We start from the raw sequence: 19,203 nt of genomic DNA, 5'->3' as shown, positions 1-19,203 counted from the left end.
AGGCGGCTGGGTTCGCGCCGTCGCCGTGGATAGCGTGGTCGCGTGCCTGTTGATCAATATCTGCTGCCGGCGCTGCGGCGCCGCCGATACCTGCTCTCCGCCTGGCCGTGGCGTGCCATGGCCTACCTCGCCACCACCGTGCCCGTCGCCGCCGTCGTCGCGCCGGGGGTGCTGCTGGTGGCCCTGACCTGGTTCGCCACCGGCCGCCGCCTGGCCGACGGAGCACCGCTGCGCCAGCTCGACGTCATCGCGCCGCTGGTCTGTACGGTGCTGGCCGTGCTCGTCGCCCCGTTGCTGTCGATCCCGCTGGCGGTGGCCGAGCGATGGCGGCTCGGCCTGGCCGACGACCGCCCGGTCACCTCGGCACACCGACCCGCCGTCGCCGCGTGGCTGCGCACCCGCTACAGCGAGGCCGCGACCTGGCGGGAGGTGCTGTACGCGGTCCTGCTCGGCAGTCTCGTGCCGCTGGTCTACGGCATGGTCGCGCTGTTGCTGTTCATCGAGGTCGCGTTCCTGACCGGGCCGTTCCTCATCCCGGAGGGGGCGGGGCCGATCACGCTGGGCGCCACGACCGTGGACACCCCGCAGCAGGCGGTGCCGTACGCGCTGCTGGCCCTGGTGCTGCTGCCCGCCGTGCCGTACCTGCTGGGCCTGCTCGCGGCCGGGCAGGCGGCGCTGGCCCGCGCGCTGCTCGGCGCCCCACCCGGCGACGCCACCGCGCTGCGCGAGGTCGCCCGCTCCCGCGTCCGGCTGATGACCGCGTACGAGGCCGAACGCCGCCGCATCGAACGCGACCTGCACGACGGTGTGCAGCACCGGCTGACCAGCCTCACCCTGCAGCTGTCGCTGGCCCGCCTCGACACCGCTGACGACTCGCCCGCCGCCGCGCCGCTGACCCGCGCCCACGAGCAGGCCAAGGAGCTGATGACGGTGCTGCGCGACCTGATCCACGGCATCGCCCCGCAGACCCTGCGTGATCTCGGCCTGCCCGCCGCGCTGCGCGAACTGGCCGACCGCTCGCCGCTGCCGGTCACCGTGGCCGTCGCCGACGACGCCACCGAGCGCCTGCCCGACCTGGTCGAGAGCACCGCCTACTTCGCCGCGTCCGAGGCGCTGGCCAACACCGCCAAGCACGCCGGGGCCACCCGGGCCGAGGTGACGGTGACGCGCGGCGGTGACCTGTTGGTGCTGGAGGTGCGCGACGACGGCCGGGGCGGCGCCGACCCGGCCCGGGGCACCGGACTGTCCGGACTGGCCGACCGCGCCGCCACCGTACGCGGGCGGCTGCTGCTGGCCAGCCCGGTCGGCGGACCCACCCTGGTGCGGGTGGAGTTGCCGTGCACCCCGTGACCAGGGTGGTCCTCGCCGAGGACGGGGTGCTGCTGCGCGAGGGCCTGGTCGGCCTGCTGGCCCGGTTCGGGTTCGAGGTGGTGGCCGCCGTCGGCGACGCCGACAGCCTGCTGCGGGCCGTGGCCGAGCACGAGCCGGACCTGGTGGTGACCGACATCCGGATGCCACCCGGCCAGTCCGACGAGGGGCTGCGCGCCGCGGCGACCCTGCGCGCGCAGCGGCCGGGGCTGGCCGTGGTGGTGCTCAGCCAGCACGTCCAGCCCGAGTACGCCGCGACCCTGCTCGACAGCGGCGACGGCCGAAGCGTCGGCTATCTGCTCAAGGACCGCGTCGCGGACCTGGAGGACTTCGTCGCCGCGCTGCGCACCGTGGTCGGTGGCGGCACTGTCATCGACCCGGAGGTGGTCCGCAGGCTGATGCGGCAGCCGCGCGATCCGCTGGCCGCCCTGTCGGCCCGGGAACGTGAGGTGCTGGCCCTGGTCGCCGAGGGCCACTCCAACGCGGCGATCGCCCGGCGCCTGTTCGTGACCGAGGCGGCGGTCGGTAAGCACATCGGCAACATCCTGACCAAACTCGACCTGCCGCAGACCGACGACACCAACCGGCGGGTGCTGGCCGTGCTGACGTACCTGCGGGCGGGCGGCTAGACCCGCTCCAGGTTCGGGCGGTCCCACGCGGCCAGGTCGGCGGCCGAGTCGTAGGTGTGCTGCAGGAACGCCAGCAGCACCGCGTCCGGGTCGTCGGCCCGCGCCACGGTCTCGTACGGCAGCACGAACTCGCCCAGCTGCTCGTCATAGTGGGCCCCGGCCGGGACCCGGTCCCGGAAGCCGGGCGGCTCCGGGTAGGCGTACGCGTAGAAGATGCCCTGCCCGCCGCCGCCCGGCCAGTAGCCGCAGCTGCTCACCTCGTGGCTGTAGGCCTCCTGGCTGACCCGGTCGGGGCAGTTGGGCACCCCGCCCGGGTGCAGCGGCGCGGGCCGCCCCGAGAACCTGGTCACCGCAAGGTCGAACGCGCCCCAGAAGAAGTGCACCGGGCTCACCTTGCCGACGAACCGCGACCGGAACTCCGTCAGCACCCGGTGTGTCTGCACCAGCGACAGCCAGAACGCGTGGGCGAAGTCCGGGTCGTAGGCGCAGTGCTGCCGGTCGGCGGCGAACGGCACCACCTCCGGCAGCTCCACCGGCCGTCCCATCAGGTCGACCTGGATGTCCAGATCGTCCAGCCGAGCCAGCACGTCGGCGTAGAGGTCGGCGACGGACCGGCCGCGCAGGTCCACCTCCGCGACGCGCCCGTCGGTGGTGCGCAGCTCCAGCACGTGCCGCCGGAAGTCGAAGACCATTTCCAAGCCGATGACGCCGTACGGCATCAGCGACGTGGTCAGGCCCCGGGCGTCGACGTACAGCGGCACCTGCCACCAGTGGTTGACCATCGGCTCCAGGGCCAGCCGGACCTTGCCCACGATCTGCGTCCACAACTGCAGCGTGTCGCGGGTGTCCGACCACCGGTCCAGCGGCAGCGCGGGCCACGCGCCGCGCGAGGTCACGGCCCGCTCCGTCCCCGCGTACCCGGGTCGGCCTCGAACCGGTACACGCAGATCTCGTCCAGTTCGGCGTCGACGAAGGCCTGCGCGCTCGGTGCCCGGTAGGACGCGAGCCGGGTCAGCCCGTGCGGGGGCAGGTGCCCGCGGTCCGGGTCGCCCAGCAGCACCTGGGCGCCACCGGCCACGGCTCGATGCAGGAACCCGAGCATCCGCTCGGCCACCTGCGACTGGTAGAGCACGTCCCCGGCGAGCACCACGTCGGCGTCGGTGTCGCCGTCGAGCAGGTCGCCGAGCCGGGCCGTGACGTCGGCGTGGTTGGCGCGGGCGTTGTGCGCTATCGCGGTGATCGCGTACGGGTCCACGTCGTTGGCCTCGACCCGCGCCGCCCCGGCCAGCGCCGCCGCGATCGCGGCCAGCCCCGACCCGGACGCCAGGTCCAGCACCTTGCGCCCGGACACCACCTCCGGATTATCCAGCAGGTAGCGCGCCAGCGCCTGCCCTCCCGCCCACGCCGACGCCCAGTACGGCGCGGCGAGCCTGCTCCCGGCCTCGGCCTCCATCCGCGCCCACCACACGATCGAGTCGACCGCGGTGTACAGCCGTATCTCCGGCACCAGCGGCACCGGGGTCAGCTGCAGCCGATCCAGCCCTTCGGCGCTGGGAGCGCGCAGTTCCCGTTCCAGGTCGATGACTCCCATTCGGCTTCTCACGTACACAGGATGCCCGTTCGGGGCGCGAAAACACCGCAGACCACGATTTCTAAGCGACAAAACGCCGCGCGATTACGCCAACCGGGGTTAGTGTCAGGTGCACGTGGGGCGGGGGTCGCGCCGCGACACAGGCACACCGCCTCACCGCTGAAGGGGAAATTGCATGCCAACGGGCACCGTGAAGTGGTTCAACGCAGAAAAGGGCTTCGGCTTCATCGAGCAGGACGGTGGCGGACCTGACGTGTTCGTGCACTACTCGGCGATCACCGGCAGCGGATACCGCGAGCTGCAGGAGGGGCAGAAGGTCGACTTCCAGGTGACGCAGGGTCAGAAGGGACCTCAGGCGGCCGACGTACGTCCGCTCTGAAGACCGTGACGGCCGCCCGCGCGGCGGCCTTCCACACTGGATCGCACAGGACGAGAACGGGTTTGGACCTCCGGGTCCAGCCCGTTTTCGTTATGAACGGCCTGGCACCGGAGTTGCCATCCGGCCCGGTGGCGGATGCCGCACGGGTAGAATCGATCTTCGGGACTACGCGAGGGCGGTCGAGAGATGCAGCCGATGACGCCGATGTACCGCGACGAGCATGATCTGAGCCGCGACATGCGGACCGCGTGCGTGCACGCCTGCAACACCTGTGCCGAGGTGTGCAACGCCTGCGCTGATGCCTGCCTGGGCGAACCCGAGGTCGCCGAGCTGGTCCGCTGTATCCGCACGAACCTGGACTGCGCCGACATGTGCGCCACCGCCGGGGAGGTGCTGGACCGCTTCCGCGGCGACCACCCGGAGTTGGTACGGGCCGTGCTGGACGCCTGCGCGATCGTGGCGGCCGTCTGCGCCGAAGAGTGCCGGATGCACGCCGACCGGTACGCCCACTGCAAAGCCGCCGCTGACGCCTGCGACGAGTGCGCCACCGCCTGCGCCGCCATGCTCCGCGAACCGGCCCTGCTCTGACGGGTACGCCGAGGGGCGCCCCACCGGTGTGGAGCGCCCCTCGGGTAACCGGTCAGACGGGTCGTCGATGAGACGGGTCGCCGCTCAGACCGTCGCGAGCCTGGGCCCGGCGGGGACGTCGCCCGCGTCCTCGACCGGGCGCAGGGCCACGGCGAGCACGTCGGCCACGTCGGCCAGCACGTGGATCTTCAGCTCCCGGCGCACGTCCTCGGGCACGTCGTCCAGATCCGGCTCGTTGCGGGCCGGGATGACGACCTCGGTCAGGCCCGCCCGGTGCGCGGCCAGCAGCTTCTGCTTGACCCCGCCGATCGGCAGCACCCGGCCGTTGAGGGTGACCTCGCCGGTCATCGCGACCTCCGGCCGCACCGCCCGCCCCGACGCCAGCGACGCCAGCGCCGTGACCATGGTGATACCGGCGCTCGGGCCGTCCTTGGGCACCGCGCCCGCGGGCACGTGCAGGTGGATGCGGCGTCCGGCCAGGGCGTTCGGGTCCAGGCCGAACCGGCGCCCGTTGGAGCGCAGGTACGACAGCGCGATGTGCGCCGACTCCTTCATCACGTCGCCCAGCTGACCGGTCAGGGTCAGCCCCGGCTCGCCCTCCATCGAGGTCGCCTCGATGAACAGCACGTCACCGCCGGCGCCGGTGACCGCCAGGCCGGTCGCCACGCCGGGCGTGGCGGTCCGCTCGGCGGACTCGGGCGTGAACCTCGGTCGACCCAGGTAGTCCTTCAGGTCGGCCTCGGCCACGTGCACGGGACCGTCGGCGCCGGCCAGCTTGACGGCGACCTTGCGCAGGATGCGACCGATCGAGCGCTCCAGCTGCCGTACGCCCGCCTCGCGGGTGTACTCGGCCGCGACCTTGCGCAGCGCGTCCTCGCCCACGGTGGCCTCGTCGGCGGTCAGCCCGGCCCGTTCCAGCTGCCGGGGCAGCAGGTGGTCGCGGGCGATGGCGACCTTCTCCCGCTCGGTGTAGCCGTCCAGGGTGACCAGCTCCATCCGGTCCAGCAGCGGGCCGGGAATGGTCTCCACCACGTTGGCGGTGGCCAGGAACAGCACGTCGGACAGGTCGAGGTCGACCTCCAGGTAGTGGTCGCGGAAGGTGTGGTTCTGCGCCGGGTCGAGCACCTCGAGCAGGGCGGCGGCCGGGTCGCCGGAGAAGCCGACGGCCAGCTTGTCCACCTCGTCGAGCAGCACGACCGGGTTCATCGAACCGGCCTCGCGCAGCGCCCGCACGATCCGGCCGGGCAGCGCGCCGACGTACGTGCGCCGGTGGCCGCGGATCTCGGCCTCGTCGCGTACGCCGCCCAGCGACACCCGGACGAACTTGCGACCCAGCGCCCGCGCGACCGACTCGCCCAGGCTGGTCTTGCCCACCCCGGGCGGCCCGGCCAGGGCCAGCACCGCGCCGGAGCCGCGCCCGCCGACGACCTCCAGGTGCTTGGCGGCGCGCCGGTTGCGCACGGCCAGGTACTCCAGGATGCGGTCCTTCACGTCGTCCAGGCCGGTGTGGTCGGCGTCGAGCACCGCCCGCGCCTGCGCGAGATCGGTGTTGTCCTCGGTGGTCACGCCCCACGGCATCTCCAGCACCGTGTCCAGCCAGGTGCGGATCCAGCCCGTCTCCGGGGAGGCGTCGCTGGCGCGCTCCAGCTTGCCGACCTCGCGCAGCGCCGCCTCGCGCACCTTCTCCGGCAGGTCGGCGGCCTCGACGCGGGCCCGGTAGTCGGCCGAGCCCTCCGGCTCGTCCTCGCCGAGCTCCTTGCGGATCGCGGCCAGCTGCTGGCGCAGCAGGAACTCGCGCTGGGACTTCTCCAGCCCCTCGCGTACGTCGTTGCTGATCTTGTTGGCGACCTCCTGCTCGGTCAGGTGCTCGCGCGCCCAGCCGACCAGCAGCTCCAGCCGGGAGGTGACGTCGGGCGAGCCGAGCAGCTCGACCTTCTGCGCCAGCGTCAGCCAGGGGGCGTAGCCGGCCGAGTCGGCCAGCTCCGACAGGTCGGTCATCCGCTCGACGGCGTCGACGACCTGCCAGGCGCCGCGCTCGGACAGCATCGAGGTGACCAGCGCCTTGTACTCGCGGGCCAGTTCGCGGGCCTTGCCCGCCGGTTCGGGTTCGGTGACCAGGGTGGCCTCGACCCACAGCGCCGCGCCGGGGCCGGGCACGCCGGAGCCGATCTTCGCGCGGGTGACGCCGCGGATCACCGCGACGCGCTCGCCACTGGGCAGCCGGCCCACCTTCTCGATGATCGCGGTGACGCCGTACGAGCCGTAGTCGCCGTCGATGCGGGGCACGGCCAGCACGGTCTTGTCGCCTGCTGCCCGCGCGGCGTCGACAGCGGCCTGGACGTCGGGGTCGAGCGCGACCTGCGCGACCATCCGGGGCAGCAGAACGGCGTCGTCGAGCGGGAGGACGGGGAGTGTGGTCATTATCAGACACCTGCCATTCGCTACTTGAGTCTGCTCGGCTCAAGTCCATCGGGGCCGAGGTTGTTCCACCGCTCTGGCCGATGTGACCCAGGCCACTATCCACCGCTCGACGCCGGTACGACGGGGCACACGGGACGCGAGGAATTATCGATACTGTTCGGCATGATCGATGACGACTTCGCCCCGCCACCCGCCCCGGGCGCCGGGCAGGGCAACCCCCGCCGGGCCGCGATCAGGATGGTGCTGCGCTGGAACGCGATCCCGCTGCTGCTACTGGCCCTTACCGTCTTCACGCTGTACCAGGACGGCGGGCAGTCCTTCTTCATGCCGGCGCCCGTCCTGGCCACCTTCGGCGGGGCGGTCCTCGTGGTGGCGACCGCGATCGGCGTGGGGGTGGCCGCACTGATCGCCAGGTCGTCGACGCTGAGCAACTCCGCCGCCTACGGCCTGGGCACGGCGGCGGCCGCGCTCGGCTGGGTGATCTCGTTCGCGCTGTGGTTCAGCCTCCTCGCGTCCGGCGCCTTCAGGCTCCTCCGCTAGCCCCGCCCGCCCCGTGACCCCACCACCCGCACCACCCCACACCGTCCGACCACCCCGCGCGCCGCGCGGCCCGCGCGCCATGATCGGCTGCAGTTTCGGGGAAAGTGCAGGAATCTTGGGCCGCTTATCAGCACTTTCCCCGAAACTGCAGCCGCCCGCGACGCCTGGCGAGCGCAGGCGGCCCTGCGTCGTCGTGACCCGGCGGGGCCACCGCGGGGCTGGGTGTGGGGTGGTTCGACCGGGCCGGACGGTCGGGTCTCGGTTGGACATCGGCCGTGATACTGGTGCCATGACCGCCCCCGATGTCGAGCCGACCCCGCCCGTCGCCGGTCACGTACCCGCGAGGGGTCACCCCGTCCGGACCGCGATCCTGACCGTGCTCGGCTGGAACCTGCTGGTGGCGATCGCGCTGGGCGTGTGGGTGTACACGGTCCGGGCCACCGGGTCGGCGGAGGACTGGTCCGACCTTCTCGCGTACGTGCTGATCGTGGTGGGCGGCGTGGCGATCGGCCTGGCCACGGCGGCGGGTGTCGTGATCGCCGCGATCGTGGTGACGCGAAAACTCAAGTTGGGCGAGGTCCGCCATGCTTTCGCCGTGGGCACCGCCTCGACTCTCGCCGGTTGGGCCGTCCCGGCGATCGCCGTGATCCTGTACGCCGCAGTCGGCGCCGCCAGGTGACAGTCCGGCGGCGCTACCGCTGCGATCGTGTACGGCAGCCTGACCGCTACTCGGCTGGGTGGCGGCCACGCTGATGTGATCGCCACGCCAGGACAGCTCGACTGACGCCGGGACCCTCTCCCGGCGCGAGCGGACACGTGAGTCAGCAGTGCCCCACCGGGATGTAGTGATCCGGCTCGTCCGAGCCGTCGCCAGTCGTGGCCGCGCCCGGAGAGGGTGCGCCCGGAGAGAGCGCCGCCGGTGCCGACATAGCCGGTGCCGGTGCCGCATGGGCATGGGCATGGACGCGGTCGCGGTCGCGGAAGGTCAGCCAGGGCATGGTCAGCGCGGTGATCACCGGCATCACCAGGTACGACGAGGCCACGTCGGTGAAGTAGACGTCGAGTCCGACGGTGAACGCCCCGGAGGCGTACAGCAGCAGGTCCAGTGCGACGCAGACCGCCGCCCACCCCGCGCCGACCAGGGCTGCCGACACGGCGGTCAGCGTCGGCCGGTGGGACAGGTACCGAATGGTGCCGCCGAGCACGGCGGCGACCAGCACGGTCAGTTTGATCGACTCGTACAGCGCCTCGTGCTTGCCCTCGGCGGGCAGCAGGATCAGCGAGATGGCCACCAGGGCGGCCCAAACCGCGCACCCGTAGACGACGACGCGCTTCATGTCTGACACCTTTCGAGTGTTACGTCCGGTTCAGTAGGTACAACTCGAAATGTCGCTGGCAGGCACGGTCACCTGGCTGACTCGGGAGCGGGTGCGGCCGCACAGAAAGTCTCTTGCGCCGAGAGGTCTGTAATGCAAAGCTAACTGCATGACACACGAATCCGTCCCCCAGGCGGACACTCCGCACGAGCTGCTGGCGGTCGTACGCGACCTGACGCGCCAGGTCCGTGTCGCCCAGCGCGGCACCTGGTTCCCGCTACTGGTCTTCGCGGTGATCACCCTGCTCGCGATACCCGTCTACCGGTACGCCCCCTTCGTCGACCTCTTCGACACCTGCCGCTCCAGCCAGGGGCAGACCGTCTGCAGGACGCCCAACCCGTTCGAACTCGGGTACTGGACGGTCGCGCTGGTGCTCGCCTACGCGACGATCGCGGGCTTCTACGTCAGGCAGGCCCGACGGCGCGGCGTGGGCAGCCACATCCGCCCCTACGTCGTCGTCGGCATCGTGCTGGCCGTCCTGATGGCGGCCGTGTCGGTCTGGCTGGTGTTCCACCCGCTCCTGCCCGTCCCCGCCGACCCCTTCGCCGGCGATCCGATCGAGATCAAGGTCGGGCCGGCCGGGTGGCTGGTCAACGGGCTGGCCAGCCCCCTGGCGGTGATCGGGCTGGCGTTGCTGGTGCTCGCATGGGTCGAACGCCACTGGGCACTGCTGGGCTACAGCCTCGGCTACCTGGCGATCGCGATGGTCATGGGCAGCCAGGTCATCCACGCGACCTCGCGCTGGTTCTTCCTGCCGTACCTGCTCGTCCCCGCGGTGGTCCTGCTGCTGGGCGCCGCCGCGTTCGCGGTGTTCCGGCCGGGCGCCGAAGCCGCGACCACCAAGGTCCAGCCGTGATGACCGACCATCCCACCAACGGCCTCGACGACGTGGTCCACCAGCGCGTCCGCTTGGGCATCCTGGCCATCGCCCACCAGGCCCGCCAGGTCGAGTTCGGCTTCCTGCGCGAAACCCTCAAGCTGACCGCGGGCAACCTCGGACAGCACCTGACCGTGCTGGAGAAGGCCGAGCTGGTCCAGATCGAGAAGGGGTACGAGGGCAAGCGCCCCCGCACCTGGGTCACCCTCACCGCCGCCGGCCAGACCGCCCTGCGCGACGAGATAGCCCACCTGAAAAAGCTCATCCACCAGGTCGAACAGACCGACCCCATGCCCACCCGCGACTGACCGCCCCGCCCCCGCCCCACCCGCCCCCGCCCGCCCCGCCCGTCCTCGAGCGCCGAAGTTGCCGGGCAATTGGGGGTATGCAACGTTGCATACCCCCAATTGCCCGGCAACTCGATCACAGCTCGAGGGCGGGGGAGCGGGAGGTGACGACGGCGCCGATCAGGGCAAGGGTGTCGGCGACCGGGCGGGCGGGCAGTTCCCGGCCGTCGCGCAGCCGCAGCGACACCTCGCCCGCCGCAGCCTCGCGCGCCCCGAGCACCGCCAGGTACGGCACCTTCCGCTGCGCGGCCAGCCGGATCCGGTTGCCCAGTGACCCGTCCAGCAGCAGCTCGGCGCGCAGCCCGGCCCGCATCGCCGCGTCGTGCAGCCGCCGCGCCGCCTCGTCCTGGGCCTCGCCGATCGGCGCCACGGCCAGCTGCACCGGGGCGTACCAGGCCGGGAAAGCGCCCTGGTGCACCTCGATCAGGTGCGCCATCAGCCGTTCCAGGCTGCCCACGACGCTGCGGTGCACCATCACCGGTCGGGCCCGCTCACCGTCGCGGTCGACGTAGGACAGGTCGAAGCGCTCCGGCTGGGCGAAGTCGACCTGGATGGTGGACAGCGACCACTCGCGCCCGGCTATGTCCCGTACCTGGATATCGATCTTCGGTCCGTAGAAGGCGGCCTCGCCGGGCACCTCCTCGAACGCGATTCCGGCCCGCACGAGCGCCTGGCGCAGCAGATCCTCGGCCAGGGCCCAGTCGGCAGGGGAGCCCAGGTAGGCCGGGCCTTGCCCGCGCAGCGACAGTCGGAACGAGTCCGCGGCGAAGCCCAGCACCCGGTGCGCTTCGACGATCATGGACAGGATCGCGGCGACCTCATCGCCGACCTGGTCGAGGGCGCAGAAGATGTGCGCGTCGTTGAGCGAGATGGCCCGGACCCGGCCCAGGCCGCCGACCACGCCGGAGCGCTCGGCCCGGTACATGCCGCCGAGCTCGGCCACCCGCAGTGGCAGCTCGCGGTAGGAGCGGCCGCGCGCGCCGAACACCATCGCGTGGTGCGGGCACAGGCTCGGCCGCAGCATCAGCGCCTCGGCCTCGGGCTGACCGGCCTCGGCCAGGGGCGGGAACATGTCGTCGCCGAACTTCGCCAGATGCCCCGACCTTCGGTACATCTCCCGTTTGGCCATCGGCGGGGAGTACACGTGCTGGTATCCGGCCAGCCGCTCGGCCTCCCGGATGTAGGACTCGATGGCGTGGCGCGCGGCGGCGCCGTTGGGCAGCCAGATCGGCAGCCCGGCGCCGACCAGTGGATCGGAGTGGTAGAGCTCGAGGTCGCGGCCGAGCTTGCGGTGGTCGGCCAGGTGCGCCTGGGACATGATGATCTCTCCTCGGATGTGTCGGCGGGCACACGTCCGGGCAAAGACATCGGCCCCGGGGCGAGTGCCCCGGGGCCGACGGATGACTGGTTTCAGCAGATCAACACGCGGTCACGCCGGGGTGTCCCGGCGTCGTCGTGCTCAGCTGCTGATGCATGGGCACGACGATACGCGCTGGCCGGCGCGACGCAACCGGATTTCCGCGCGGTAGATTTCGCGCGAGGGAGACTGGGGGTGCGTCATGGGTCCCGCGTACGAATCGGCGATCGACAGGCAGATCCGCGAAGCGCAGGAGCGCGGCGAGTTCGACAACCTGCCCGGGGCGGGTAAGCCGCTGCCTGGCGCGGGGGAGGTGCTGCCCGACGACTGGTGGCTGCGTGACCTGGTCCGCCGCGAGAGCCTGGCCGGGGCGCTGCCCGCCACCCTGCTGCTGCGCCGCGACATCGAGGACCTGTCCGACAAGGCGGCCAAGAAGTTCAGCGAGGCGGACGTACGCAAGATGGTCGCCGAGATCAACATGCGGGTGGTCCAGGCCAACCGCGGCCTGCTGGCCGGTCCCGCCGTCACGCTGGCGCTGGTCGACGCCGACCAGGTCGTACGCGACTGGAAGGCGCGCCGCCGGGCTCACTAGGGATCGCGCAGCAGCGGGCAGGTCATGCAGTGGCCGCCGCCACGGCCCTTGCCGACCTCGAACCCGTCGATCTCGACGACCTCGACCCCGGCCTCGCGATACTTGCGGTTGCTGTTGATGTTCTTCGAGTACGCGATGACCACGCCCGGCGACACCGCCACCACGTTGTTGGCGCAGTCCCACTGCTCGCGCTCCTGCTGCGGCTCGTCCCCGCCGGTGGTCACCACGCGCAGGTCCTTCTCCGGCAGGCCGATCGCGTCGGCCACCGCGCCGAGGAAGGTCTTCTCCGGCGTGACCTCCAACGTTCCCGCCCGGTCGCCCGGTCGCAGGCTGTACGCCGTGGTGCTGTCGATGACCTTCGGGTAGACGGTGACGGTGTCGCGGTCCATGAACGTGAACACCACGTCCAGGTGCATGAACTGGCGCTGGCGGGCCAGCCGCACCGCGATCACCCGGTCGGCGGCCTGCTTCTCGAACAGCCTGCGGGCCAGGATCTCGGCCATCTGGGCGGTGGTGCGTTCGCTGATGCCGATCAGCACGGTCCGGTTGCCCACCGGCATCACGTCGCCGCCCTCCAGCGACGCCCGCCCGTAGGACTGGATGTCGAACTGGTCGTGCTCCTCGGCGTTGGCCGCGTCCGGGTACCAGAAGGTGATCCCGGCCTGCCGGAACATCGGGTGGAACCGGTACACGGTGCCCAGGTTCACCGTCTCCAGCTGCCGCGACGGCCAGTACATCGGGTTCAGCGACACCCCGTCGTAGATCCAGCAGGAGGTGTCGCGGGTGAACAGGTGGTTGGGCAGCGGCGGCAGGATGAACGAGGAGTCCACCGTGGTCGACACGGTCAGTGACGACCCGGCCAGGTCGGTGTCGGCGAACTCGATCAGCTCGGCCCGGGTGACCCCGCCGGTCAGGTGGGTGGCCAGGGTGCGGTCGTCCATGTTCGCCAGCGCGCCCTGCACCGCCTCGACCATCGACGGCCCCACCGTGTACGGGCTGACGGTGTGCTCGATGACCCACTGCCGGGCACCCGGCTGACCCAGCGCCTCGGTCAGCAGGTCGTGCAGCAGGAACACCTCCACGCCGCGCCCGCGCAGCTCGGCCACGAACTGGTCGTGCTCGGCCTGCGCCTGCTCCACCCACAGCACGTCGTCGAAGAGCAGCTCACCCCGGTTGGACGGGGTTAGCCGCCGCAGCGCCAGGTCCGGGCGGTGGACCAGCACCTTCCGCAGGGTGCCGACCTCTGAGTGAACCCCGAATCCGCGCATCGTGCCTCGCTCTCGAGGGCAGGCCGGGCCCTCCTCGCCGCTGACCCGAATCTATCGTGCGGTTACGAGCGATTTTCACGGTTTGGTGCACAATTCTGGGCGGTCACAGATCCGGGACGACCGGCCGCTGCTCCAGCCCCGGCTTGCCGCCGGGCGCCGGGGACATCGGCCGGGGGCTCATCGGCACGCTCGGCTCGACCAGCGGCGCCGGGCTGGGCGACCCGCTCGGCGAGGCACTGGGCGAGGCACTGGGCGACGGAGACGGCTGCGGCTGCGGGTCGGGCAGGATGCCGGTCTCGCCGTAGCGGAAGGCCAGGTCGGGCAGGTCGCCGCCGAGCAGGTTGTTCAGCAGCAGCCAGCGCATGGTGGTGCCGGAGGCGTCGACCGCGCCCGGAGTGAACTTCTTGTCGCCGTCCCAGTCGCCGACCAGCGGCACCGTGTACACGCCCCCGAAGCCCAGGTGGATCTCCGCGGTCGTCGCGGTCAGCGAGTTGACCAGGTAGTAGTCGTGCCGTTCGCCGTCGTTGTCGACCGTGCCCGGCGTGTACGTCCCGTTGCCGTCCCAGTCGCCCACGACCGGTGTCTTGCCCGCGTCGCCGACGGTCAGCTTGACCTCGGTCTTCGGGTCGGTCAGCGAGTTGGTGAACTTCCAGTCGTGCCGCTTGCCGTCGGCGTCGGCCGTGCCGGGCGTGAACGTGCCGTTGCCGTCCCAGTCGCCGACCAGCGGCACGTCCTCGATGTCGCCGTACCCGACGTGGATGTCGGCGGGGCCGGGACGGAACCCGTTGGCCAGGTAGTAGTCGTGCCGCTTGCCCTCGCTGTCGACCGTGCCCGGCGTCCAGGTGCCGTTGCCGTCCCAGTCGCCCACGATCGGCGCCTTCTCGACCTCGCCGTACTCGAAGTCGAGGTCCGGGGTGAGCAGCGGGTCGGCACCGCCCGCCGCGATCGGCGCGGTGCCCTTCTGGTTGGTCAGCCGCCAGCGCCAGTGCTCGCCTGCCGGGGTGACCAGGCCCGCGGTCATCGTCCCGTTGCCGTCCCAGTCGCCGACCACCAGCTTCGGCATCGGCCCCAACGGGTTGCTGGCCAGCGCGGCGAGCTCGGCCAGCGAGCCGTTGAAGACGTTCTGGTCGCCGGGCAGCTTGCCGTGGTTGGCGTACTGCCACAGGGTCCAGTGGTCCCAGCCCGCGGGCAGCCCGTTGACCTTGTCGGTGTAGCTGGAGATGAACAGGTAGTGCCGCCCGAACGCGGTGCTCCTGCCCGTGCACGGGTTCCACCAGTTCGGGTTGGTGTAGATCATCGTGGCGCTGCCGGTGCGCTCGCGGACCCGCTCGGTGAAGTCGCGGATCCACTTGACCAGTTCGCTCTTGCTCTTCCCCCAGCACGGGTGGTCGGCGACGTACTTGCCGCCGCTCTTGTACGGCCACTCCATGTCCAGCATCGGCGGCAGGGTGTGCCCGTCGTTGGTGTACCGCGCCCGGTCCAGGAAGTAGTCGGCCTGGGTGCGGCCGCCGCTGCGGTCGGGCCGGGCGAAGTGGTACGCCCCGAAGTACACCCCGTTGCGCTTGGCCCCGCTGTTGTTCTTGCCGAACTGGTCGTCGTAGTAGTGGGTGCCCTCGGTCGCCTTCGCGTACGCGAACCGGGCGCCCTTGTCGGCGACCTTCTTCCAGTCCACGTCGGGCTGGTAGTGGGACACGTCGATACCGGTGACCGGGTAGCCGCCCGGCGCCCCCATCAGCATCCGCCCGGACGGCGCCGCCGGCAGGCCCGCACCCGCCCAGCCGTCGGTTATTCCGTCCGGCGCGGGTTCGCCCGCCGCCCGGGTGCTCAGGGTCAGTCCCAGCACGGCGGTGGCCAGGGCGGTCACGGCGGCCAGAGTCGGCGCCACGCGGTTGATGCGGGTGTGGTGCGGCACGGCGACTCCTCGGCCAGACGGGGCGACCGCATGATCGCCGGGCGCCTGACCTGCTCAACGCCGCCCGTCGCGAAGCGTTGCGCCTGGTCGAGGCCGATGCGCGTTTGATCGGACCGTCGCATGGGCAATTGGTCAGGCGGACGTGCGAGGAGAGGAGGCGGTCATGCCGCAGCGCGCCTGGAGCAACAAGCGGGAACGCCAGTACGAGCACATCAAGGAGAGCGCCGAGGACCGCGGCAAGCCGGAGAAGGTCGCCAAGGAGATCGCTGCCCGAACCGTCAACAAGGAACGGGCCCGCGCGGGCGAGGCCAGGCAGTCCAGCGCCCTGTCGCGCAACGACATCTCCTCCGGCCGCCGGGGCGGCCTGCGCTCCCACAAGGGCGAGGGCGGCCGCACCCGCGACCAGCTGTACGAGGAGGCCAAGCGCAAGAACATCAGGGGCCGCTCGACCATGACGAAGGCACAACTGGAGCGCGCCGTCAGCTGACCTTTGGGTAAGGAAGGGCCCCTTCTTATCGCTTTGCGAGGTAGAAGGGGCCCTTCTTAACGGCTGCTCACAGCTGTTCGGCCAGGCGGCGCAGGAGGTCGCCGGGGACGCTGCGGCGCAGCCGGGCGAACTCCTCGCGTTCGACGTACGCCGTGTGCTCGGCGAACGTGCCGCACAGCGCCTCCAGCCGGGGCCGGAAGGCGGGGTCGGCCACTCCGCCCTGGGCCAGTTCGGCCAGCACCGGCCGCCAACCGGGCACCAGCGGCACCTGCCAGTCCAGGTACGGCGCCACGACCTGCCGCTCGGCCTGCTCGTGCACCGTCAGGAAGCTCACCAGCTGTTCGAACAGCTCGCCTCGGGCGATGCTGGGCGCCGAGCGCAACTGGGCCAGCACCGCGCTGATCTGCTGGTGCTGGGCGCGCAGGTGATCGACCACGTCGGCGGGCGGGTTCGCGTCGGACATGGCGGAGGTCCCTTCGGTGGGTGGCTCTGCGTGCTGGATTACCCGCCCCGGCACCGTCTGACACGTGCGGTTTCATCGATCTGCACCTGGTTCGTCCGCTGTGGAAGGCACGCTTGACGGGTGGACAAGATCGCTGCGAAGTTCGTACACGGTGCCGCCGAGGTGACCCGGGAGATCGAGGTCGAGTCCGCGGCCGACCCGCCGACCACCTTCTCGATCCTGCTGCCCAGCGGCTACGAGCCCGGCGACCCGATGCACGCCGAGGTCCCGTGGGAGGCCGTGTATCTGCGCGAGGCCAATCCGATGGGTGATCCGCCGTGGATATACCGCTTCCAATCGATCGTCGACCCCGAGGAGTAAACCGCCCGGTTTATCCGTGACCCGGTCAGGGAACCCGCAGGGTGTGAGTCTGCGGCACGCGATCGTGGACCGACTGCCGCCAGATGCGGCGAAGGCAGGCCCGGACGGGTACGACGCACTCCGGGCGACGACGCGAAGCGGGTAGCCATGCGGGAGCGGACAGGCCTCGACGAGGGCCGGGTGCGCTGCGCGCAGGAGCGCGACAGCGGACAGGTAACCACCACCCGGCTCGAAGGGGTGCTCGATCTCGTCGGCGCCGCCTCGGTCCTCGCGTTCCTGCTCCGCGCGCTCAGCGGTAGGCCGCAGGCGCTGCTGGTGGATGTGTCCGGGCTGGAACTGACGGACGGATCGGTGTCGGCCTTCACCGACGCGGCCCGGCACGCGGCCGCCTGGCCCGGCTGCGAGCTGCTGCTGTACGGCCAGCACGGCGACCTCGCCGCCGCCCTGAGTGAACTGCACGACCGGGGCGGGATGGCGTTGTGCGCCGACCGCGACGACGCGCTGCGGCAGGCGGACAGTCGTACCCCGGCCCGGCTGCGGGTGCAGGGGCTCAGCCCCGACCTGCACGCCCCGGCGGTCGCCCGCGACATGCTCGCCGACGGCTGCGCGCTGTGGGACGTGCCCGCTCCCGCACATCTGCTGCTGCGCCAGATCTGCAGCGAACTGGTCTCCAACGCGGTGCGCCACGCCCGCACCGACTTCACCCTCGAACTGCGCGAAACCGACGAGGAGGTGCACCTGGCCGTGCGTGATCATGACCCCACGCTGCCGCCCGCACCCCGGGACCGGTCCGGGGACAGTCGCGGCCTGCTGTTGGTGGACGTCCTGGCGTCGCACTGGGGAGTGACCCCGGTCGAGGGCGGAAAGGTCGTCTGGGCGACGGTGCGGCGTACGGCGGGGTAGTCAGCCCGCGTCGTTGCGGATCGCCATGATCGCCATGTCGTCCCGGGCGGGCTCGCCGGAGAACTCCAGCGCCGCCGTGCGCAGCCGCGTCGCGATCACGTCCGCCGGATGCCCCGCCAGGTACGTCAGCCGCTGCGCCAACCGCCGCGCCCCGAAGAACTCGGTGCCGCTGCGCCGCTCGGTGACCCCGTCGGTGAAGAACACCAGCGTCTCGCCAGGGCGCAGCGTCAGCAGGGTGGGCTGGCAGGTCACCGGGCTGATCAGCCCCAGCGCGGTGCCCCAGTCGCCGACCTGCTCCACCAGGCCGTCGGCGTGCAGCACCAGCGGCCGGTCGTGCCCGGCCAGGTACAGCGTCACCGGTACCCCGCCGTCGCGGCCGGGCGCGTCGAACGCGGCCAGCGCCAACGTGCAGTAGCGCTCGGAGCGTTCACTCAGCGTCGTGTTCAGGGTGGCCAGCACCGACTCCAGCGGCCGCCCCTCGCCCACGAGCAGCCGCAGCACCTCGCGGACCAGGCCGGTGGCCGCCGCGGCGGGCACGCCCTTGCCGGAGACGTCGCCCATCACCACCAGCCAGCGGCCGTCGGGCATCGGCATGATGTCGTACAGGTCGCCGCCGACCTCGGCGCCGCGCCCGGCCGGCACGTACTCGGCGCCCAGGCTCAGGCCCGGGATCACCGGCAGCCGCGTCGGCAGCAGCGCCTGCTGCAGCGTATGGGCCACCGCCTGCCGTTCGGCGTGGATCGCCGCGTTGTCCAGCGCCAGCGCACAGCGCCGGGCCAGCTCCTCGGCGATGGTCGTCTCGTCCGGGTCGCGTGCGGCGTCCGGGTCCCGCCCGACCCCGAGCACCCCCAGCCACTGTCCCCGTGCGAACAGCGGCACCGCGAGCCCGGCCAGCGGTGACGGCAGCGGAACGTGCTGTCCGGCCCGCATGGTGGCGTTGATGCCCGGCGCCTGCATGAGGTGGGTCAACTCGGCCGCGGCCGCCTCCAGCCAGTCGCTGCGCTCCTCGTCGGCGTGCGCGGCGGCGGACAGCTCCAGGCGTTTGCCGGAGACCCGGTGCAGTGTGCACCAGCTGCCCAGTCGCGGCACCACCAGGCGGGGGATGAGCGCCAACGTGAGCGACAGGTCCAGCGACTGGGCCAGCAGTTCGCTCGCCTCGGCCAGGAACGTCAGCCAGGTGCGGTGCCGCACGTCGGTGTCGCGTAGCCGCAGGTGCTCCAGCGCCATGCCCAGGCGCTGGGCGGCCAGCAGCGCCATGGTTTGGTTGCCGGGCTCGTCCGGTGCGCTGAGCAGCAGCTCGCCGCTCCAGGGGCGGCTCACCGGCACACGTTGATACAGCGACCTGGTCGAGCCGGGGCCGCCGGTGGCGGCCAGGCGGTGCGGGCCGCGTCCGTCGCCGTGGTCGATCGTGATCCGACAGCCGTCGGCACCGGTCAGCCGGACCAGTGTCTCGGCCAGCTCGGTCGCGAAAGCACCGAGTCCGCCCGCCTCGTCCAGTTGGATCTCGACACGCAGCAGGGCGTCGACGGCGGAGAGATCGGTCGATGCGGTTGGCACGTCGGGCTGTGGCGCGGCGGCCGCGCGCGGGTTCGGCACCTTAGTAGTCTCCGCCGATCGGCCGTGTCCTGCCAGCCCGCGGCTCGCGTCGCGCTGACAGACGGACGATGATAGGGCGAGCGACACGGCGGCGGGTGCACCGTCGCCGGTGACGGAGGAGGTCGGCGGGTGGCTGGAGCGACTGCGCA

Annotated in this window: 21 protein-coding genes; 12 read left to right on the top strand and 9 right to left on the bottom strand. The window is 71.8% G+C overall.

The genetic code is table 11. The features are described 5' to 3' along the window. The first annotated feature begins 42 nt into the window (after positions 1 to 42). Both KUA19_RS22035 and KUA19_RS22030 read left to right on the top strand, forming a co-directional pair. Positions 43 to 1,350, top strand: a complete 1,308-nt coding sequence (locus tag KUA19_RS22035) for a sensor histidine kinase (RefSeq protein ID WP_217398427.1) — start codon at positions 43 to 45, stop codon at positions 1,348 to 1,350. Continuing rightward, positions 1,338 to 1,997: a response regulator transcription factor gene (locus KUA19_RS22030; RefSeq protein ID WP_217398425.1), complete on the top strand. Its 660-nt coding sequence runs from the start codon at positions 1,338 to 1,340 to the stop codon at positions 1,995 to 1,997. The genes KUA19_RS22035 and KUA19_RS22030 overlap by 13 nt, the downstream gene beginning before the upstream one ends. On the opposite strand, the gene KUA19_RS22025 is transcribed toward KUA19_RS22030, so the two are convergent. Further along, a complete protein-coding gene (locus KUA19_RS22025) occupies positions 1,994 to 2,893 on the bottom strand; it encodes a DUF5996 family protein (RefSeq protein ID WP_217398423.1) in 900 nt (299 codons plus the stop codon). The genes KUA19_RS22030 and KUA19_RS22025 overlap by 4 nt on opposite strands. Beyond that, positions 2,890 to 3,588: a class I SAM-dependent methyltransferase gene (locus KUA19_RS22020; protein ID WP_217398635.1), complete on the bottom strand. Its 699-nt coding sequence runs from the start codon at positions 3,586 to 3,588 to the stop codon at positions 2,890 to 2,892. The genes KUA19_RS22025 and KUA19_RS22020 overlap by 4 nt, the downstream gene beginning before the upstream one ends. A 175-nt stretch (positions 3,589 to 3,763) precedes the next feature. Between KUA19_RS22020 and KUA19_RS22015 the strand changes: the two genes are divergently transcribed. Beyond that, positions 3,764 to 3,967, top strand: a complete 204-nt coding sequence (locus tag KUA19_RS22015; RefSeq protein WP_217398422.1) for a cold-shock protein — start codon at positions 3,764 to 3,766, stop codon at positions 3,965 to 3,967. 195 nt (positions 3,968 to 4,162) lie between these two features. Further along, complete coding sequence (locus KUA19_RS22010) at positions 4,163 to 4,555, top strand: four-helix bundle copper-binding protein (RefSeq protein ID WP_217398420.1); 393 nt, start codon at positions 4,163 to 4,165, stop codon at positions 4,553 to 4,555. A gap of 84 nt (positions 4,556 to 4,639) precedes the next feature. On the opposite strand, the gene lon is transcribed toward KUA19_RS22010, so the two are convergent. Then, a complete protein-coding gene (gene lon / locus KUA19_RS22005) occupies positions 4,640 to 6,976 on the bottom strand; it encodes an endopeptidase La (RefSeq protein WP_217398418.1) in 2,337 nt (778 codons plus the stop codon). A 162-nt stretch (positions 6,977 to 7,138) separates the two neighbouring features. Here lon and KUA19_RS22000 point away from each other — a divergent pair, with 162 nt between their 5' ends. Together KUA19_RS22000 and KUA19_RS21995 are read left to right on the top strand one after the other, a co-directional pair. After that, entirely contained in the window at positions 7,139 to 7,516 is a 378-nt protein-coding gene (locus tag KUA19_RS22000) for a hypothetical protein (protein WP_217398417.1), read from the top strand. Positions 7,517 to 7,805: 289 nt separating this feature from the next. Then, positions 7,806 to 8,195, top strand: a complete 390-nt coding sequence (locus KUA19_RS21995; RefSeq protein WP_217398415.1) for a hypothetical protein — start codon at positions 7,806 to 7,808, stop codon at positions 8,193 to 8,195. 142 nt (positions 8,196 to 8,337) lie between these two features. On the opposite strand, the gene KUA19_RS21990 is transcribed toward KUA19_RS21995, so the two are convergent. Beyond that, the gene (locus KUA19_RS21990; RefSeq protein WP_217398413.1) at positions 8,338 to 8,853 is read right to left on the bottom strand and encodes a hypothetical protein; all 516 of its coding nucleotides are present in this window, start codon (positions 8,851 to 8,853) and stop codon (positions 8,338 to 8,340) included. Positions 8,854 to 9,001: 148 nt separating this feature from the next. On the opposite strand from KUA19_RS21990, the gene KUA19_RS21985 reads away from it, so the two are divergent. Then, positions 9,002 to 9,748, top strand: a complete 747-nt coding sequence (locus KUA19_RS21985) for a hypothetical protein (RefSeq protein WP_217398411.1) — start codon at positions 9,002 to 9,004, stop codon at positions 9,746 to 9,748. After that, positions 9,748 to 10,077: a winged helix-turn-helix domain-containing protein gene (locus KUA19_RS21980; protein ID WP_217398409.1), complete on the top strand. Its 330-nt coding sequence runs from the start codon at positions 9,748 to 9,750 to the stop codon at positions 10,075 to 10,077. Before KUA19_RS21985 ends, KUA19_RS21980 begins: the two co-directional genes overlap by 1 nt. Before the next feature lie 115 nt (positions 10,078 to 10,192). Here KUA19_RS21980 and thrS read toward each other — a convergent pair whose 3' ends face one another. Then, positions 10,193 to 11,419, bottom strand: coding sequence for a threonine--tRNA ligase (gene thrS / locus KUA19_RS21975; RefSeq protein ID WP_217398634.1), 1,227 nt, complete (start codon positions 11,417 to 11,419; stop codon positions 10,193 to 10,195). Positions 11,420 to 11,675: 256 nt separating this feature from the next. Between thrS and KUA19_RS21970 the strand changes: the two genes are divergently transcribed. Next, the gene (locus KUA19_RS21970; protein WP_217398407.1) at positions 11,676 to 12,065 is read left to right on the top strand and encodes a DnaJ family domain-containing protein; all 390 of its coding nucleotides are present in this window, start codon (positions 11,676 to 11,678) and stop codon (positions 12,063 to 12,065) included. Here the strand turns inward: KUA19_RS21970 and KUA19_RS21965 are convergent. Next, positions 12,062 to 13,333: an arginine deiminase gene (locus KUA19_RS21965; protein ID WP_217398405.1), complete on the bottom strand. Its 1,272-nt coding sequence runs from the start codon at positions 13,331 to 13,333 to the stop codon at positions 12,062 to 12,064. The two genes, KUA19_RS21970 and KUA19_RS21965, sit on opposite strands and share 4 nt — an antisense overlap. A 103-nt stretch (positions 13,334 to 13,436) precedes the next feature. After that, positions 13,437 to 15,245 (bottom strand): GH25 family lysozyme, encoded by a 1,809-nt coding sequence (locus KUA19_RS21960; protein WP_217398403.1) that lies wholly within the window; start codon positions 15,243 to 15,245, stop codon positions 13,437 to 13,439. 163 nt (positions 15,246 to 15,408) lie between these two features. Between KUA19_RS21960 and KUA19_RS21955 the strand changes: the two genes are divergently transcribed. Next, positions 15,409 to 15,732, top strand: coding sequence for a plasmid stabilization protein (locus KUA19_RS21955; protein ID WP_217398401.1), 324 nt, complete (start codon positions 15,409 to 15,411; stop codon positions 15,730 to 15,732). 67 nt (positions 15,733 to 15,799) lie between these two features. Here KUA19_RS21955 and KUA19_RS21950 read toward each other — a convergent pair whose 3' ends face one another. Further along, positions 15,800 to 16,195 (bottom strand): hemerythrin domain-containing protein, encoded by a 396-nt coding sequence (locus KUA19_RS21950; RefSeq protein WP_217398399.1) that lies wholly within the window; start codon positions 16,193 to 16,195, stop codon positions 15,800 to 15,802. A gap of 120 nt (positions 16,196 to 16,315) precedes the next feature. Here KUA19_RS21950 and KUA19_RS21945 point away from each other — a divergent pair, with 120 nt between their 5' ends. Together KUA19_RS21945 and KUA19_RS21940 are read left to right on the top strand one after the other, a co-directional pair. Next, positions 16,316 to 16,555, top strand: coding sequence for a hypothetical protein (locus KUA19_RS21945; RefSeq protein WP_217398397.1), 240 nt, complete (start codon positions 16,316 to 16,318; stop codon positions 16,553 to 16,555). A gap of 147 nt (positions 16,556 to 16,702) precedes the next feature. Further along, a complete protein-coding gene (locus KUA19_RS21940) occupies positions 16,703 to 17,458 on the top strand; it encodes an ATP-binding protein (RefSeq protein ID WP_217398395.1) in 756 nt (251 codons plus the stop codon). Here KUA19_RS21940 and KUA19_RS21935 read toward each other — a convergent pair whose 3' ends face one another. Further along, the gene (locus KUA19_RS21935; protein WP_308167567.1) at positions 17,459 to 19,054 is read right to left on the bottom strand and encodes a PP2C family protein-serine/threonine phosphatase; all 1,596 of its coding nucleotides are present in this window, start codon (positions 19,052 to 19,054) and stop codon (positions 17,459 to 17,461) included. It abuts the gene before it with no gap. Between the last annotated feature and the right edge of the window lie 149 nt (positions 19,055 to 19,203).

It is taken from the genome of Catellatospora tritici (assembly GCF_019083965.1).
In the GTDB taxonomy this organism is placed as follows: Bacteria; Actinomycetota; Actinomycetes; order Mycobacteriales; family Micromonosporaceae; genus Catellatospora; species Catellatospora tritici.
This window is presented reverse-complemented; position numbering and strand designations above follow the sequence as displayed.

Excerpts from the sequence above, each read along its gene's own strand:
- KUA19_RS22020 (WP_217398635.1), bottom strand. The coding sequence starts at position 3,588 with ATGGGAGTCATCGACCTGGAACGGGAACTGCGCGCTCCCAGCGCCGAA.
- KUA19_RS22015 (WP_217398422.1), top strand. The coding sequence starts at position 3,764 with ATGCCAACGGGCACCGTGAAGTGGTTCAACGCAGAAAAGGGCTTCGGC.
- KUA19_RS22010 (WP_217398420.1), top strand. The coding sequence starts at position 4,163 with ATGACGCCGATGTACCGCGACGAGCATGATCTGAGCCGCGACATGCGG.
- lon (WP_217398418.1), bottom strand. The coding sequence starts at position 6,976 with ATGACCACACTCCCCGTCCTCCCGCTCGACGACGCCGTTCTGCTGCCC.
- KUA19_RS22000 (WP_217398417.1), top strand. The coding sequence starts at position 7,139 with ATGATCGATGACGACTTCGCCCCGCCACCCGCCCCGGGCGCCGGGCAG.
- KUA19_RS21995 (WP_217398415.1), top strand. The coding sequence starts at position 7,806 with ATGACCGCCCCCGATGTCGAGCCGACCCCGCCCGTCGCCGGTCACGTA.
- KUA19_RS21990 (WP_217398413.1), bottom strand. The coding sequence starts at position 8,853 with ATGAAGCGCGTCGTCGTCTACGGGTGCGCGGTTTGGGCCGCCCTGGTG.
- KUA19_RS21985 (WP_217398411.1), top strand. The coding sequence starts at position 9,002 with ATGACACACGAATCCGTCCCCCAGGCGGACACTCCGCACGAGCTGCTG.
- KUA19_RS21980 (WP_217398409.1), top strand. The coding sequence starts at position 9,748 with ATGACCGACCATCCCACCAACGGCCTCGACGACGTGGTCCACCAGCGC.
- KUA19_RS21970 (WP_217398407.1), top strand. The coding sequence starts at position 11,676 with ATGGGTCCCGCGTACGAATCGGCGATCGACAGGCAGATCCGCGAAGCG.
- KUA19_RS21965 (WP_217398405.1), bottom strand. The coding sequence starts at position 13,333 with ATGCGCGGATTCGGGGTTCACTCAGAGGTCGGCACCCTGCGGAAGGTG.
- KUA19_RS21955 (WP_217398401.1), top strand. The coding sequence starts at position 15,409 with ATGCCGCAGCGCGCCTGGAGCAACAAGCGGGAACGCCAGTACGAGCAC.
- KUA19_RS21950 (WP_217398399.1), bottom strand. The coding sequence starts at position 16,195 with ATGTCCGACGCGAACCCGCCCGCCGACGTGGTCGATCACCTGCGCGCC.
- KUA19_RS21940 (WP_217398395.1), top strand. The coding sequence starts at position 16,703 with ATGCGGGAGCGGACAGGCCTCGACGAGGGCCGGGTGCGCTGCGCGCAG.